This window comes from Nonomuraea sp. SBT364 (genome assembly GCF_001083785.1).
Lineage (GTDB): Bacteria > Actinomycetota > Actinomycetes > Streptosporangiales > Streptosporangiaceae > Nonomuraea.
The window spans coordinates 1-14,436 of sequence record NZ_LAVL01000194.1 but is presented as its reverse complement, the minus strand read 5'-3'; the positions used below and the strand labels follow the sequence as shown (position 1 = coordinate 14,436).

At 72.3% G+C, this 14,436-nt stretch carries 18 protein-coding genes; 5 read left to right on the top strand and 13 right to left on the bottom strand.

From position 1 onward, the window contains the following. Positions 1–59: 59 nt before the first annotated feature. Both ADY59_RS41855 and ADY59_RS41850 read left to right on the top strand, forming a co-directional pair. Positions 60–554 carry an MFS transporter gene (locus ADY59_RS41855; protein WP_053175664.1) on the top strand — a complete coding sequence of 165 codons (495 nt, stop codon included), beginning with the start codon at positions 60–62 and terminating at the stop codon, positions 552–554. Positions 555–652: 98 nt separating this feature from the next. Continuing rightward, positions 653–1,090 carry a BP74-related protein gene (locus tag ADY59_RS41850; protein WP_049575149.1) on the top strand — a complete coding sequence of 146 codons (438 nt, stop codon included), beginning with the start codon at positions 653–655 and terminating at the stop codon, positions 1,088–1,090. 21 nt (positions 1,091–1,111) lie between these two features. Here the strand turns inward: ADY59_RS41850 and ADY59_RS41845 are convergent, their stop codons facing one another. From ADY59_RS41845 to ADY59_RS41835, 3 genes are all read right to left on the bottom strand, one after another. Continuing rightward, complete coding sequence (locus ADY59_RS41845) at positions 1,112–2,236, bottom strand: hypothetical protein (protein ID WP_049575146.1); 1,125 nt, start codon at positions 2,234–2,236, stop codon at positions 1,112–1,114. 128 nt (positions 2,237–2,364) lie between these two features. Next, a complete protein-coding gene (glnA, locus tag ADY59_RS41840; protein WP_049575143.1) occupies positions 2,365–3,789 on the bottom strand; it encodes a type I glutamate--ammonia ligase in 1,425 nt (474 codons plus the stop codon). Positions 3,790–3,873: 84 nt separating this feature from the next. Further along, on the bottom strand, positions 3,874–4,254 hold the full coding sequence (locus ADY59_RS41835) for a hypothetical protein (RefSeq protein ID WP_156326075.1): 381 nt from the start codon (positions 4,252–4,254) through the stop codon (positions 3,874–3,876). Between ADY59_RS41835 and ADY59_RS41830 the strand changes: the two genes are divergently transcribed. Genes ADY59_RS41830 through ADY59_RS41820 form a run of 3 tightly spaced genes read left to right on the top strand, consistent with a single transcriptional unit; the run spans position 4,253 to position 6,310 of the window. Further along, a complete protein-coding gene (locus ADY59_RS41830) occupies positions 4,253–4,714 on the top strand; it encodes an RDD family protein (protein ID WP_049575136.1) in 462 nt (153 codons plus the stop codon). The two genes, ADY59_RS41835 and ADY59_RS41830, sit on opposite strands and share 2 nt — an antisense overlap. A gap of 59 nt (positions 4,715–4,773) precedes the next feature. Continuing rightward, the gene (locus ADY59_RS41825) at positions 4,774–5,382 is read left to right on the top strand and encodes a TetR/AcrR family transcriptional regulator (RefSeq protein ID WP_231619151.1); all 609 of its coding nucleotides are present in this window, start codon (positions 4,774–4,776) and stop codon (positions 5,380–5,382) included. After that, positions 5,366–6,310: a hypothetical protein gene (locus ADY59_RS41820; protein WP_049575130.1), complete on the top strand. Its 945-nt coding sequence runs from the start codon at positions 5,366–5,368 to the stop codon at positions 6,308–6,310. Before ADY59_RS41825 ends, ADY59_RS41820 begins: the two co-directional genes overlap by 17 nt. Here ADY59_RS41820 and ADY59_RS41815 read toward each other — a convergent pair. The 10 genes from ADY59_RS41815 to ADY59_RS41770 all read right to left on the bottom strand — a co-directional run. Then, entirely contained in the window at positions 6,291–7,052 is a 762-nt protein-coding gene (locus tag ADY59_RS41815) for a class I SAM-dependent methyltransferase (protein WP_049575127.1), read from the bottom strand. The genes ADY59_RS41820 and ADY59_RS41815 overlap by 20 nt on opposite strands. Then, positions 7,052–7,732 carry a DUF4191 domain-containing protein gene (locus tag ADY59_RS41810; protein WP_049575123.1) on the bottom strand — a complete coding sequence of 227 codons (681 nt, stop codon included), beginning with the start codon at positions 7,730–7,732 and terminating at the stop codon, positions 7,052–7,054. Before ADY59_RS41810 ends, ADY59_RS41815 begins: the two co-directional genes overlap by 1 nt. A 49-nt stretch (positions 7,733–7,781) precedes the next feature. Continuing rightward, complete coding sequence (locus ADY59_RS41805; RefSeq protein WP_082310811.1) at positions 7,782–8,600, bottom strand: alpha/beta fold hydrolase; 819 nt, start codon at positions 8,598–8,600, stop codon at positions 7,782–7,784. After that, a complete protein-coding gene (locus ADY59_RS41800; protein WP_049575117.1) occupies positions 8,579–8,962 on the bottom strand; it encodes a VOC family protein in 384 nt (127 codons plus the stop codon). The genes ADY59_RS41805 and ADY59_RS41800 overlap by 22 nt, the downstream gene beginning before the upstream one ends. Positions 8,963–9,056: 94 nt before the next feature. Then, a complete protein-coding gene (locus ADY59_RS41795; protein ID WP_049575112.1) occupies positions 9,057–10,013 on the bottom strand; it encodes a helix-turn-helix domain-containing protein in 957 nt (318 codons plus the stop codon). Between the two features lie 45 nt (positions 10,014–10,058). After that, positions 10,059–10,988, bottom strand: a complete 930-nt coding sequence (gene lipA / locus ADY59_RS41790; protein WP_049575152.1) for a lipoyl synthase — start codon at positions 10,986–10,988, stop codon at positions 10,059–10,061. A gap of 50 nt (positions 10,989–11,038) precedes the next feature. Beyond that, positions 11,039–12,016, bottom strand: a complete 978-nt coding sequence (locus tag ADY59_RS41785) for a hypothetical protein (RefSeq protein WP_049575109.1) — start codon at positions 12,014–12,016, stop codon at positions 11,039–11,041. 36 nt (positions 12,017–12,052) lie between these two features. Next, entirely contained in the window at positions 12,053–12,745 is a 693-nt protein-coding gene (gene lipB / locus ADY59_RS41780) for a lipoyl(octanoyl) transferase LipB (protein ID WP_049575104.1), read from the bottom strand. Between the two features lie 38 nt (positions 12,746–12,783). Next, entirely contained in the window at positions 12,784–13,521 is a 738-nt protein-coding gene (locus ADY59_RS41775) for a peptidase E (RefSeq protein WP_049575101.1), read from the bottom strand. Positions 13,522–13,557: 36 nt separating this feature from the next. Beyond that, the coding region (locus tag ADY59_RS41770; RefSeq protein WP_049575098.1) for a TIGR01777 family oxidoreductase at positions 13,558–14,436 on the bottom strand (879 nt) is incomplete at its 5' end.

Sequence of the window (14,436 nt, the reverse complement as noted above, 5' to 3'; positions counted from 1 at the left end):
GGGCCGTGGTGCCCGGGGCGCTGGTCAGGGCGGCGTGGCCGTAGCTGCTGGCGGGGGCGGTGGCGAACTTCGCCTTCTCGGGCGCCCTGTTCGTGCTCACGCTGTTCCTGCAGGACGACCGGCACCTGACGCCGATGGCCGCGGGGCTCGCGTTCCTGCCGCTGACCCTCCCGATGACGGTGAACCCGCTGCTCACCGGCCGCATCGTCGCCCGGTTCGGCGCCCGGCGGCCGATCCTGGCCGGGCTGGTGCTCCTCGCGGCCGGTCTGGCGGGCCTGGCGCTGACGGACGCGCTCGTGCCGTGGCTGCTGGTGACCGGGACGGGGCTGTCGCTGTGCCTGCCGTCGCTGGTGGCCGGCGTGATGGCGGCCGCCCCGCCGGGGACCGCAGGCACCGCCGGGGGCGTCCTCAACGCCGCCCGCCAGGCCGGCGCCACCCTCGGCGTGGCGCTGCTGGCCGGCCTCGCCCGCCCCCTGCTCGCCGCCGCCCTCCTGACGGCCGCCACCGCCGCCTGCTACGCCCTGGCCGCCCGCGTACGCGCCCGCCACGCCTGACCCCGGCGGGAAGGCATCGCTGATCTGACCGTCCCGCGACTGTCACGTTCCGTAGCGATCAACTACATTCAGCGACGGATCGACTACCGGAGGTATCCATGCCCAGCATCCCCCGCAGGACCGGCATCCTGTCCGCCGCCGTCGCGCTCGCCGTCCTGTCGGCCGCCGCACCGGCCGCCGCCCGCCAGGCCACGCCGGCGTACTTCACGATGACCGACGTCACCGGCGAGCGCTTCGTCGTCCAGCTCACCGATCCCGCCGACATCCGGCACGCGCGCGACCTCGTGAGCGGCACGACGCGCGACAGGCCCCACGTCCTCGGCCGGATCGCCAAGAGCGCCGTCCCGTACAACGCCCGCTGGAGCTACCACCTGCGGCCGGAGACCGTCGACTTCTTCGACGTGGCCATCGAGGTGTGCGACGCCACCATCCCGTACGTCGAGGACCACCTGGACGAGGCGGGCGGCGCGTTCCTGCCCGGGCTCGTCTGGTGCCCGTGGAGCTCCCGCCTGGTGAACGAGGTGGCCGCCCCGTAGGCCGCCGACCTCGGCGAGGCGTCAGCCCGGGGCCGGCTCGTCGCCGGGATCGGGTCGCGCCGCCGGCAGCTCGGCGGGGAGCGAGGACGGCACCATGGCGATCTCCGCCGAGGCTTCCAGCTTGGCCAGCAGCGTCGCCGGGTCGTTGATCAGGCTCGGGTTCCGCCTCAGCACCGTGAGCTCGGCCGGGGTGAGGTCCCGCACGGCCAGGACACCGTTGACCTTCACCAGCAGCAGCGCGCCCACCTGGACCACGGCGACGGGAGCGTGCTCGGTGGCGTTGATGAGCTTCTGCACCGCCGCCGCCTTGGCGTCGTCCACCTTGGCCTGCTCGGCGTCGACGGCGCGCAGCTGCACCGCCCGCTTCACGTCGGCGCCCAGCTCCTTGCCCAGGTCCGTGCCGGCGGCGTCGGTGATCTGCCGCCGCCGGGCCCGGAACCACAACGACAGTGACCCCCGCACCGGCCCGACGCGTTCCGCGATCTCCAGGTCGAACGCTCCCGCGACCTGGCCCACCGCCTGCACCAGCTCCACGGAGGCCTGCTGATCGACGTCGTCCGGGTAGTGGACGAGAACCGAGATGCCGTGCTCCGATGCCGCTTCCAGCGCGTCGCGCGCGGTCCGCTCCACCAGCGAGTGCACCACCGCCCCCGCCCCCGGCCGGACCGTGCGAGGTCGCGGCGTCTCCCGCTCCGTCAACATCCGGTGGACCGCCTGGGCGATCGCGTCCGCGGACGGCCCCGGACGGCTCTCGTCGCCGGACCTGCCCGCCCTCCGGTACTGCAGATTCACCACATCCGACAGGTACGGCTTCAGGTCCCGGATCTTGTACACCAGGAGGGCGGCGGTGAAGACGAACAGGCAGACGCCTCCGGACAGGATGCTCAGCCAGCCGAGCCTTCCTCCCGCGCCCGTACCGGCCAGCACCGTACCGCCCAGGAGCGACAGCGGCCCCACCACCGCGGGCGACCAGATCGACAGGCGCTGGAGCAGCGAGAGGACACGCTCGAACCCCGTGTCGGAATAGGAATGGGGATCATCCCTGCCGAACGCGCTCACGATGACCGCCAGCGCCGCGCTCGCCACGCCTGTCCAGAAGAAGAACCAGTTGGCCGTGTCGGAGACGACCGGGTTCTCGATCACCATGGCGCGTACTGTACGGGAACGTCCCGAGAGGAGTCCGCCGAATCCGGCGGCACCCCGGAAACGAAGAACGGCCCGGCACCGCATGCGGTGCCGGGCCGTTCGCGGCGTTCGGGGCCGCGATCTCGCCGTCAGACGTCGTAGTAGAGCTCGAACTCGTGCGGGTGCGGGCGCAGCCGGATCGGGTCGACCTCGTTCTCCCGCTTGTACGCCACCCACGTCTCGATCAGGTCGGGCGTGAAGACGCCGCCTTCGAGGAGGTAGTCGTGGTCGGCCTCCAGGGCGTTGAGCACGTCGGTCAGCGAGCCCGGCACCTGCGGCACCTGGCGGGCCTCCTCCGGCGGCAGCTCGTAGAGGTCCTTGTCGACGGGCTCCGGCGGCTCGATCTTGTTGCGGATGCCGTCGATGCCCGCCATCAGCATGGCCGCGAACGCGAAGTACGGGTTGCACGACGGGTCCGGCACCCGGAACTCGATGCGCTTGGCCTTCGGGTTGGAGCCCGTGATCGGGATGCGGACGCACGCCGAGCGGTTGCGCTGGGAGTAGACCAGGTTGACCGGCGCCTCGTAGCCCGGCACCAGGCGGTGGTAGGAGTTGACCGTCGGGTTGGTGAACGCCAGCAGCGACGGCGCGTGCTTGAGCAGGCCGCCGATGTAGTAGCGGGCCGTGTCGGAGAGCCCGGCGTAGCCGACCTCGTCGTAGAACAGCGGCGAGCCGTCCTTCCACAGCGACTGGTGGCAGTGCATGCCGGACCCGTTGTCGCCGAAGATCGGCTTGGGCATGAAGGTGACCGTGTGCCCGTACTCCAGGGCCGTGCTCTTGATGATGTACTTGTAGAGCATCAGGTTGTCGGCCGTCTTGAGCAGCGTGCCGAACTTGAAGTCGATCTCCGCCTGGCCCGCCGTGCCGACCTCGTGGTGCTGCATCTCGACGTCGATGCCGCACTCGATGAGGTTGCGGACCATCTCCGAGCGCAGGTCGGTGAAGTGGTCCATGGGCGGCACCGGGAAGTAGCCGCCCTTGTAGCGCGGCTTGTAGCCCAGGTTGCCGCCTTCGGTGGCCGCGCCGGTGTTCCAGGCGCCTTCGATGGAGTCGATGTAGTAGTAGCCCGCGTTCGCCTTCGTCTCGAAGCGGACGTCGTCGAAGATGTAGAACTCCGCCTCGGGGCCGAAGTAGACCGTGTCGGCGATGCCGGTGCCCTTGAGGTATTCCTCCGCCTTGCGGGCGACGTTGCGCGGGTCGCGGCTGTAGGCCTCGCCGGTCAGCGGGTCGTGCACGAAGAAGTTGATGTTGAGCGTCTTGTGCTGGCGGAACGGGTCGACCACGGCGCTGGACGGGTCCGGCAGGAGCAGCATGTCGGACTCGTGGATGGCCTGGAAGCCCCGGATCGACGAGCCGTCGAACATCAGGCCGTCGGTGAACACGCTGGCGCCGAAGTTCTCGACCGGGAAGGTGAAGTGGTGCGTCGTCCCCGGCAGGTCGGTGAACCTGACATCGACGAACTGCACCCCTTCGTCCCTGATGAACTTCAGGACGTCGTCGGCGGAGTTGAACACTCTCGAACCTCCCTGGGGACGGGCTACCAGCCCGACGGTAGGGCGTGGCCGTTTCCATACGGTGTCTCGATTGTTTCGCACGTGTTACGCGGGATCCGGTGTCCCGTCCACGTCCGGCGGGCCGCTGAACGCGGGGGCGCTGGTCCGCTCGGGCGGCGCGGGAGCGGAGCTGAGCAGGTCGGGCCGGAAGGCGACCACCAGGCCGGCCGCGGCGACCACCGCGAGCACCGCCGCGGCGGCCAGCCACAGCCGGCGGCCCGCGCGCGGCTCGCCGGCTGCCCTGCCGGCCGCCGCCCTCATCCGGCGCCGCTCCTCCTCGCTGATCTGCCCGACCAGCTCGTTGAAGCGCGCGTCTAGGTCGTCCCCGTACGGCATGGCGTACATGATGGCCCTGAACAGGCGCGCGGTGAAGCGCGGGCAGGTCACGATCCCGGGCGCCTGCCCCGCCGGATACCTTTGAGTCATGAGCAGGAACGAGCCGCGCTGGACGCAGACCTGGCTGGGCGGCGTGCGTGCCGCCGGCGTCGACCTCGGCTACCCGGGGGAGCGGCTGGGGCTGCCCGAGGACGGCAGCGGGTCGATCGCCGGCTGGGGCCGCAGGATCGCCGCCCTGGTCGTCGACTGGCTGATCTGCACCTGGGCGATCACGCAGCTGCTGCTGCGCACCAACCCGGCCGAGTCGCCGTGGGTGCCCGTCGTGGTGTTCGCCGTGCAGTACCTGGTGCTCGTGGGCGCCCTGGGCCAGACGTTCGGGCACCGGCTCGCGGGCATCCGGGTCGCGGCGATGGACGGCGGCGACCCGCGCTGGCTGCCCGCGCTGGCCCGCACCGCGCTGCTCGTTCTGGCGATCCCCGCGCTGATCTTCGACCGCGACCACCGCGGCCTGCACGACCGTGCCTCCAACACCATGGTCGTCCGTATGTGAAAAGAGAAAACCGTACCGGGTTTAAAAATGTACCCGGTACGGCTTATGCTGTCCCCGTGATGATGGCGGGGCTCAGGGAGCTCAAGAAGGAACGCACCCGGCGGCGCATCGCCGAGGTCGCGCTGCGCCTGTTCGACGAGCGCGGCTACGACGCGGTGACGGTCAACGAGATCGCCGAGGCGGCCGGGGTCGCCAAGGTGACGCTGTTCAACTACTTCCCGGCCAAGGACTGCCTGGTCCTGGACGGGGTGGCCGACGACACGGCGGCGATCGTCGCCGGGCGGCAGCCGGGGCGCTCGCCGCTGGGCGCGCTGCGCGAGCACTACCGGGCGGTGGCGGCCGGCGACGCGGGGGAGATCGACGTCGGGCAGCTGCTCACCCAGGTGCGGGTGATCGCGGCGACCCCCGCGCTCATGGCCGGCGTCTACCAGGCGAACATGGGCCGCCGCTACGAACTGGCCGCCGCCCTGACCCCCGAGACCGGTGAGGCCGTCGCGCCGCTCCTGGCCGGGCAGATCACCGCCGCGCTGACCACCCTGCAGGAGTCGTTCTTCCAGCGCCTGGCCTCCGGGACGCCCCTGGAGGAGGCGCGGCGCCTCCTGGCCGCCGACGTCGAGCTCGCCTTCGACCTCCTCGAGAACGGGATGAATCATGAAAAAGGGCATTAACTACGACACCGGCTTCCTGCCCGAGCCCGGCCGCAGCCGCGTGCGCTTCGACCGGGAGACCGCGCGGCGCGAGATGCGGGTGATCGCCGGCGAGCTGCACTGCACGGTGGTCCGCGTCTCCGGCGCCGACCCCGTCCGCCTCACCGTGGCCGCCGAGGAGGCCGCCGCGGCCGGCCTGGAAATCTACTACGCGCCGTTCCCCGTGGACCTGCACCCGGAGGAGACGCTGGAGCTGTACGCCGAGTCCGCCCGCCGGGCCGAGGCGCTGCGCCGGACGGGCGCGGAGGTGGTCCTGGTCACCGGCTGCGAGACCAGCGCCTTCGGCCACGGCTACCTGCCCGGCGCCACCTACGGGGAGCGCATGGCGGCCATGGGCGGGGCCGACGCCGACTGGTGGGCGACCGTCGTCCCGCCGGTCGTCCGGCGGCTCGACACCTTCCTCGCCGAGGCGGCCGCGACGGTCAGGCCGCTGTTCGGCGGCCGGGTCACCTACGCCGCGGGCCCGTGGGAGTTCGTCGACTGGACGCCGTTCGACCTGGTCGGCGCCGACGCCTACCGCGCCGCCTACAACGCGGCGACCTTCCGCGACGAGGTGCGCGGCCTCTTCAAGCACGGCAAGCCGGTCGTCATCACCGAGTTCGGCACCTGCGCCTACACCGGCGCCGCCGACCGGGGCGGCTCGGCCTGGGAGGTCCCCGCCGGCGCGGCGCCCGACGAGGGCGAGCAGGCCCGCTACCTGGAGGAGCTGATCGACGTGTTCGAGCAGGAGGGCGCCGAGGCCGCGATGTGGTTCACCTTCGCCGGCTACACCCGGGTCGGCGGCGTGGCCGACCTCGGCTCCTACGGCGTGGTCAGCATGCTCGACGAGACCCGCTGGCGGCCCCGGCAGGTCTTCCACGCCATGGCCGCTAGGTACGCGCGCAGCTGAAGATCGCGGTGCCCGGCAGCTGGCGGCCGCGCAGCGGGCTCCAGCCGCCCCACACCCGCTCGTGGCCCTCGGGCCACTCCGGCTCCAGCAGGCCCGTGACGGCCAGCCCGGAGGCGACGACGAGGCCCACCCAGTCGCCCATGGTCCGGTGGTGCTCGACGTAGCCGAGGCTCCCGTCGTCGTTCTGCTCGGTGTAGGGGGAGCGGTCGAAGTAGGACCGGTCGGACGTCAGGCCGCGCGGGCCCGGGTCGTCCGGGAACGCCCACCGGATCGGATGGCTGACCGAGAACACGAACCGCCCGCCCGGCACCAGCACCCGCCGGACCTCGCGCAGCACCGCCAGCGGGTCGGCGACGAACGGCAGCGCGCCGAACGCCGAGCACGCCAGCTCGAAGCTCTCCCCGGCGAACGGCAGCGCCTCGGCGTCGGCCTGCACCAGCGGCACGGCCGGGCCGCCGAGGTCGATGCGCTGGGCGTGGCGCAGCTGGCGGTGCGACAGGTCGAAGGCCGCCACCCGCGCCCCCTGGCCCATCAGCCAGCGGGCGCACTGCGCCGCCCCGCAGCCGATCTCCAGCACCCGCCTCCCGCGCACGTCGCCCAGCAGCCGCGCGTCGGCCTCGTCGACGCCCTCCGGGCACCAGACGAAGCCGTCGTCGCGCAGGAAAGCGCCGTGCTCGAGCTGGTAGTCGTCGGCGTTGCCGTCCCACCAGCCGCGGTTGGCCCGGGACGAGGGTGAGATCACTAGCGCATCTTGGGGCCGCGCGGCATGCGGGCGCCCTTGGGCATCGGGCCCTTGGGCATCGGCATGTTCTTCGGCAGCGAGCGCAGGCGGTCCTTCACCTCGTTGACGGCCGGCTTCTTCAGGTTGCGCGGCAGCTTCATCAGGTGCCGCTGCAGCTTGCCGAGCGGCACCTGGCCCTCGCCGTCACCGCATTGGACGTCGTAGATCTCGACGCCCAGCACCACCCGCGCGACCCGCTTCTTCTCCGCCGCCAGCATCTTGGCCACCCGGTTGCCGGGCCCCTCCGACACCAGCACGACGCCCGGATAGCCGACCACCATGTGGATCAGGTCCTGGTCACGGTTGACCGCCATGGCGGGGGTGACCTGCCAGTTGCCGCGCATGCCCTGCAGCACCGCGGCGGCCGCGCCGGTCTGGCCGTGCAGGATCGAATACTGGGCCCGCTGCGCCAGCTGCCCGAACACCACCAGGCCGACCGTGAAGGCGGCCAGGATGCCCAGGAACACGGAATACCACAGGTAGTCCGTGACCAGGCCGATCACGACCACCACAGCCAGCGTGCCGACCGCCGATAGAAAGACGATCGGCATCCCCTTGGGATTGGCCTGCTTGATGATCTTCGCGATCATGCGGAGCTGCTTGATGCGCCCCGGCTTATCTGGGTCCTCGGACTTCGCCATGCAAGGAAGGATACAAACGAACCGGACAAGTACGGGAACCCGGCGGGGGTCAGGCCGCCACGAAGAACTCCAGCAGCTCGGGCACGAGCGCCCCGGACGCCACCTGGTGGGTCTGACCCTCCAGGATCCGGTGCGCCGCGCCGGGCACGCTCGCGGCCACGGCGCGGCCCGCGCCGGCCATCCAGGAGGGGCTGAGCTCGCCGTTGAGCACGAGCGCCGGCCGGTCGAGCCCGGCGAACCGCGCCGCCGGCAGCGCGCTGCCCGGCCCCATCACGGCCGCCTCGTAGGCCAGCGTGTGGGCGAGTTGCTCCATCTCGCCCCAGTACGGTCCGGCCCGCATCGCGGCGACCGTCTCCACCGGCGTCTCGGCGGCGGCCGTCATGAACAGCTCCACCGCGTCACCCCGGCGGCCCCGCCGCACCAGGTCGCCGAGCCGCCCGGCGAAGTCGCCGGGCAGCTCGGGGGCGCCCGGGTCCACGTGGTAGGGCGGCTCCCACAGGGCCAGCTTGGAGATCGACGGCATCCGTACGGCGGCCTCCAGGGCGAGGGCGGCGCCGGAGGACCCGCCGAACACCATCGCCTGCCCGCCGGCCGCCGCCACCACGGCGGCCAGGTCCTCGATCTCGCGTTCCACCGCGTACGGCTGCGTGTCGCCGCTGGCCCCGCGCCCCCGGCGGTCGTAGTCGAACACCGTGAACCAGGGCGCCAGCCCTTGCGCCACCCCCGCCATCACCGGGTGACCCCGGCCGGTGAACGCCCCGTGCACCAGCACGACCGCCGGTCCGCCGCCGTGCCGGTCGACGGCGATGGAGGTGCCGTCGGCGGAGGTGACGGTGAGGGTCTCGGTCACGCCGGCTGGACGAGGCACAGGATCTCCCAATGGTGGCCGTCGAGGTCGGCGAAGGCGCGCTGGTAGCGGAAGGCGTCCTGCCGGGCGCCGCCGAGCGCCGCCGCGGCCGCCGCGACCGCCTTGTCGGCCAGCTCGTCGACCTGCGCCTGGTTCTCCACCCCGACGACCAGGATCGCCTCGGTGGACTTGGTGGCGTCGCCGACCTCGCGGTGCGCGTACGACGCGAACGTCGGCTCGGCCAGCAGCATCACCTGCGCGCCGTCGTTGACGATGACGGACGCCATGTCGTCGGACGCGCCGAACAGCGCGAAGCCGAGCTCGGTGAAGAACGCCTTCGACCGGTCGAGGTCCTTGACGGGGAGGTTCACGAACAGCTGCATTTTTTGCCCTTTCCGTAGGTTCGTGACTCCAGTGTGCTGGCCGGACCGGGCCCCGGTCTTGGACGCCGGCGCCGTGGACTTGACGATCCGCGCACTAACGGCAGGCGCGGCGGTACTCGGCGGGCGGCACCCCGTAGGCGCGCCGGAACAGGCGGCTGAAGTGCGCCGGATCGGGCAGCCCCCAGCGTGCCGCGAGCGCGCCCACCGGCGTCTCACGCAGGGCCGGGTCGGCCAGGTCGGTGCGGCAGCGTTCGAGCCGCCGGTGCCGGATCCACGCCGCCACCGTCGTCTCCCGCGCCTCGAACAGCCGGTGCAGGTAGCGGGGCGAGATGTGGTGCGCGGCCGCCACACCGGCCGGGTCGAGGGCGGCATCGCCCAGGTGCTGCTCGATGAAGGCGTGCACCCGGGCCAGCAGCGACTGCTGCCGCGACTCGTGCGGCACCGCGCCCAGCTCGTCGATCCGCTCGGCCACGGCCGTGGTCACCAGGTCCATCACCACGCTCGACAGCCGGGCCGCGCTGGCCGGCCGGTAGGTGTCGAGGTCCAGCGCCACCCGGCGCAGCAGCGGCGCGGCCAGGGCGCCGGTGCCCTCGGCGGAGGCGATCGGCACCGCGGTGACCGACGTCGCCGCGCCGGGCGGCAGCCGCAGCAGCTCACGCGGGAAGCTGAACACCGCCAGCCGCACCGCCGAGTCGTAGACCAGCTCGTAGGGCCGGGTGAAGTCGTAGAGGGCGAACTCGCCCGGGCGCAGCCGCGCCTGCCTGTCGTCCTGCCCCAGCAGCGGGGTGCCCGACACCGCGAGCACCAGCCGGTAGAGCTCGGGGCTGTCGCGGCGGATCAGGCCCGGCGTGCGGTGCACGCGGTGCGGCGTCGAGGTCTGCACCTTGCCGACGCCCACCGGCCCCAGCTGCCCCGCCTCGATCTGCCCGCGCAGCGGCGCGTCAGGGTCGACGCGTACGTCGAGCGGGCCGAGCGCGTCGGCCACGACGCTCAGCCAGGCCTCGCGCCGCTCGGCGGCGGGCACGTCGGCGGCGCGGATCAAGATGGCCATGGGGGGAGCCTCCCTGGGAGTGCTCACCCCATGGTAGCGAGCCGATCAAGCCGTCTGGCGCGCCTCGATCGCCTGCTGGTAGAGCCTGCCCGCCCGGTAGGAGGAGCGGACCAGCGGCCCGGACAGCACCCCGGCGAAGCCGATCGCCTCCGCCTCGGCCTGCAGCTCGACGAACTCCTCCGGCTTGACCCAGCGGTCCACCGGGTGGTGACGCGGCGTCGGCCGCAGGTATTGCGTGATCGTGAGCAGGTCGGTGCCGGCCTCGTGCAGGCCGCGCATCGCCTCGACGATCTCCTCGCGGGTCTCGCCCATGCCGAGGATCAGGTTGGACTTGGTGACCAGCCCGGCCTCACGAGCCATCGTGATCACCGCCAGCGACCGCTCGTAGCGGAACCCGGGACGGATCCGCTTGAAGATGCGCGGCACCGTCTCGACGTTGTGCGCGAACACCTCGGGCTTGCTGGAGAAGACCTCCTCCAGCTGCTCGCGGTCGCCGTTGAAGTCGGGCACCAGCAGCTCGACGCCGCAGCCCGGCAGCAGCGCGTGGATCTGGCGCGCCGTCTCGGCGTAGAGCCAGGCGCCGCCGTCGGGCAGGTCGTCACGGGCCACGCCGGTCACGGTCGCGTAGCGCAGGCCCATCTGCTGGACCGACTCGGCCACCCGGCGCGGCTCGTCGCGGTCGTACTCCTGCGGCTTGCCGGTGTCGATCAGGCAGAAGTCGCAGCGGCGCGTGCACTGGTCGCCGCCGATGAGGAAGGTCGCCTCACGGTCCTCCCAGCATTCGTAGATATTGGGACAGCCCGCCTCTTCACAGACCGTGTGCAGGCCCTCCCGGCGCACGAGCGATTTCAGCTCGGTGTATTCGGGGCCCGTCTTCAGCTTGGTCTTGATCCACGGGGGCTTGCGCTCGATAGGGGTTTCGGCGTTGCGCACCTCCAGGCGGAGGAGCTTTCGGCCTTCAGGAGCAACGGTCACCCTCACAGCTTACGTCTCCGGCCGCCGTGGCCCATGCGAGGGTGGGGGGCTCAGGTGATGAGACCGAAGCCCCGGATCGCCCGCGTGTAGTGGCGCAGCAGCTCGGCGTCGATCCGGTCCGACTCGGCCGTGCCCAGCAGGACGGCGTTGGGCGAGGCGAACACGCCGGCCTGCTGCGTGCCGAAGCGGGCCAGCGCGCCCTGCCGGATCGCCGTCACGTTCTCGCCGCGCAGCACCGCCGCCTGCATCGGCGCCAGATAGCGGTGGCTGGTGATCAGCTCCTCCAGCTCCGCGATCTCCTCGGGCGTCGACACCCGCCGGGCCAGCACCAGCCTGCGCTGGGCCGCCTCCGCGTCGCCCGACCGCGCCAGCCGCGTCAGGCCGTACTCCAGCAGCAGCACCGGCGCGCCGAGCACGCGGCCGATCATCCGGCCGAGGAACCCGGCCGCGTGGTAGCCGGTCCCGGGCGCCTCGAGCGCCGGGAACGTGGCGGCGATCTTGACCTCGGCCTCCTCTCGCACCCGCAGCGGCTCGGCGCCCATCAGCGCGCCGCGCCACTCGGCCAGCGTCGACAGCGCCCCGCCGACGATGACGCCGTCGCCGGTCGCCGAGCCGGCGTACGCCATCGCCAGCAGCGTCACCCGCTGCCTCGGCGGCAGCGCCAGCCACAACGGCAGCCCGATCACCAGCACCGGCGTCCTGAGCAGGCCCATCTTCTGGTACGACGCCGCAGGGGCCAGATCCCTGACCGCGACCTTCGCCGGACGCTTGACCCCGATCCGGTCCGCCACCCGCTCGGCGGTGCCGTACAGCTCGCCGGCGGACTCGCGGCCGAGCACCTCGGCGTCGCCGGGCAAGCGCCCCAGGCGCGGACGCAGCAGCCAGCCGACGCCGATGAGCAGCCCGCCCAGCACCCAGGCGACGGCGAACTCCGCGTTGACCGCGATCGTCCAGCCGCCCAGCACCACGAAGGCGACCGTGAGGGCGTGCACGAGCAGGGCGATGATCAGCGCTGTGACCCGTTTCACATCCGGATATTAAAACGGCATGTCGCCCATCGGCCACTATCTGCGCAGAAGATCCTCTTCGTGCAGGTCGAACGGCTCCCTGCCGAGCGCCTCGGCCAGGCGCTTCTCCGCGATCGGCAGGACCTCCTCGACCACGATCCGCCGGCCGGTCTCGGCCGACAGCGTGGAGACGCCCACGTCCGGCAGCCCGCACGGGACGATGCGGTTGAACCACCGCGGATCATTGGCGCAGTTGAGCGCGAAACCATGCATGGCCACGCCGCGAACCACCCGGATGCCGACCGTGCCGAGCTGGCGGTCGGGCAGCCCGAGTCCGGCGTCGCCCACCGCCCACACCCCGGCCCGCCCGCGCACCCGCCGGGCGGTGACGCCGAAGTCGGCGCACACCTGGATCATCGTCTCCTCCAGGCGGCAGACGTAGTCGGTCACGTCGGAGACGGCCACGATCGGGTAGCCGACGAGCTGGCCGGGCCCGTGCCAGGTGACGCGGCCGCCGCGGTCGACGTCGACGACCGGCGTGCCGTCGGACGGCCGCTCGTGCGGCGCCGCCCGCTTGCCCGCCGTGTAGACGGGCGCGTGCTCCAGCACCAGCAGCGTGTCGGGGACCTCACCGGCGACCCGCTTGCCGTGCACCCAGTGCTGGAGCGACCAGGCCTGCTCGTAGGGGACGTCGACGCCTAGGCGGACGATGGCGAGTGCGTGGGGATCGACCCCATGGGTGGGGCGCATGTGTCCATTGTGCCGTTCCCTCACCCTTGTAGGGTAATTCAGGAAGTCAGCAGCCGGGGTTCGATCCTGAACTCCTTGACGCCGCCTGCACCGTCATGTTCCAGCTTGTACGCGTAGCCGCCGGGGTCGGTGCTCACGGCCTGGATGAAGTCGGTGCCGACGTAGTGCAGCGCCACGCCCTCGTCGGCCGCGTAGCCGCCGGGCAGCTCGCCCGAGGCCACAGACTGCTGCAGCAGCGGGCGGCGCTGCGGCTCGGCGTTGTAGTGGACGCCGCACGAATAGGGCAGCAGGCCCAGCCCGTCGGCCCACACCCGCAGCTCGGGGCCGAAGGAGTCGGTGTTGCCGCCCACGTGCCAGCACAGCGCGCCCGCGCTCTGCCCCGACAGCACCACCCCGGCCCGCCAGGCCTCCTCGAACGCCTCGTCCAGCCCGTGCAGCCGCCACAACGCCATCAGGTTGGCCACGCTGCCGCCGCTGACGTAGATCATGTCCTGCTCGAGCATCCAGGCCCGGGGATCGGCCACGTTGGGCATGGGGAACACCGTCAGATGGCTCAGCTCGACATCCCACCCCGCGAACGCGCCGTACATCTTCAGCAGCCAGCCGGCGTCGTCACCCATCGCCGTGGCGAGCAGGCCCAGCTTGGGCCGGTCCTGCCCGGTCAGGTCGAGCCCGTAGCGCAGCAGCGGGCTCGCCTCGATGAAGCCGTGACGATCGGTGGCGCGGAACGATCCGCCGCCGATGGCGAGAATGTGGGACTGCCCTGACCTGGTCATGTCGGAATCTCCCCGATGCGTAGGACGAACAGCACACTAGAGTACGGCGCGCAGCGCATCGCCGAGATGCGTATGCGCGAAGCCATATCCGCTGTTCATCAGCTTGCCGGGGACGATCCGGTGCCCCGGCAGCAGCCCCTCCCGGGCGAACTCGCCCAGCCCCAGCCGCAGCGCGAATCCGGGCACCGGGATCGGCATCGTGGCGCGCCGCATCGCCCGGCCGAGCGTCCGGGTGAACTCGGCGTTGGTCACCGGTGACGGCGAGGTGAGATTGACCGGCCCCACCAGCTCCGGATTCTTCACCACATGAATGGTCGCCCGGACCCAGTCGTCCTCCGAGATCCAGGACCAGTACTGCTTCCCCGAGCCCAGCGGCGCCCCGAGCCCCACCCGGAAGATCGGCAGCATCCGGCCCAGCGCCCCGCCGCGCCGGCTCAGCACCAGCCCGGTCCGCAACTGCGCCGCCCGCACCCCGAACTCCCCGGCGGCCCTGCCCTCGCGCTCCCACCGCTCGCACAGCTCCGCCAGGAACCCCCGGCCCTTCCCCCGGCTCTCGTCGACGACCTCGTCGCCGGTGTCGCCGTAGAAGTCCACGCCCGACGCCGTCACCAGCGTCGCGGGCGGGCGCGCCAGCCCCCGCATCGTCTCCACCAGCAGCCGCGTGCTGTCGACCCGGCTGCGCACCAGCTCGCGCTTGTACGCCGGGCTCCAGCGCCGATCCGCGATCGGCGCCCCGGCCAGGTGCACCACGGCCTCCGCGCCGTCGAGCACCGCCGGATCCAGCACGCCCGCGCGCGGCTCCCACTGCGCCTCACCGGTGCCCCTCGGCTCCCGCCGCACCAGCGTCACGACCCGCTCCCCGGCACCCCGCAGCGCCTCGACCAGCGGCCCGCCCAGCGGCCCCGTCGCCCCGTC

Bases quoted from the DNA above. Each gene is read 5' to 3' on its own strand.
- ADY59_RS41830 (WP_049575136.1), top strand. From the start codon at position 4,253: ATGAGCAGGAACGAGCCGCGCTGGACGCAGACCTGGCTGGGCGGCGTG.
- lipB (WP_049575104.1), bottom strand. From the start codon at position 12,745: ATGCGCCCCACCCATGGGGTCGATCCCCACGCACTCGCCATCGTCCGC.
- ADY59_RS41825 (WP_231619151.1), top strand. From the start codon at position 4,774: ATGATGGCGGGGCTCAGGGAGCTCAAGAAGGAACGCACCCGGCGGCGC.
- ADY59_RS41835 (WP_156326075.1), bottom strand. From the start codon at position 4,254: ATGACTCAAAGGTATCCGGCGGGGCAGGCGCCCGGGATCGTGACCTGC.
- ADY59_RS41820 (WP_049575130.1), top strand. From the start codon at position 5,366: ATGAAAAAGGGCATTAACTACGACACCGGCTTCCTGCCCGAGCCCGGC.
- ADY59_RS41795 (WP_049575112.1), bottom strand. From the start codon at position 10,013: ATGGCCATCTTGATCCGCGCCGCCGACGTGCCCGCCGCCGAGCGGCGC.
- ADY59_RS41845 (WP_049575146.1), bottom strand. From the start codon at position 2,236: ATGGTGATCGAGAACCCGGTCGTCTCCGACACGGCCAACTGGTTCTTC.
- ADY59_RS41850 (WP_049575149.1), top strand. From the start codon at position 653: ATGCCCAGCATCCCCCGCAGGACCGGCATCCTGTCCGCCGCCGTCGCG.
- ADY59_RS41800 (WP_049575117.1), bottom strand. From the start codon at position 8,962: ATGCAGCTGTTCGTGAACCTCCCCGTCAAGGACCTCGACCGGTCGAAG.
- ADY59_RS41775 (WP_049575101.1), bottom strand. From the start codon at position 13,521: ATGACCAGGTCAGGGCAGTCCCACATTCTCGCCATCGGCGGCGGATCG.
- ADY59_RS41810 (WP_049575123.1), bottom strand. From the start codon at position 7,732: ATGGCGAAGTCCGAGGACCCAGATAAGCCGGGGCGCATCAAGCAGCTC.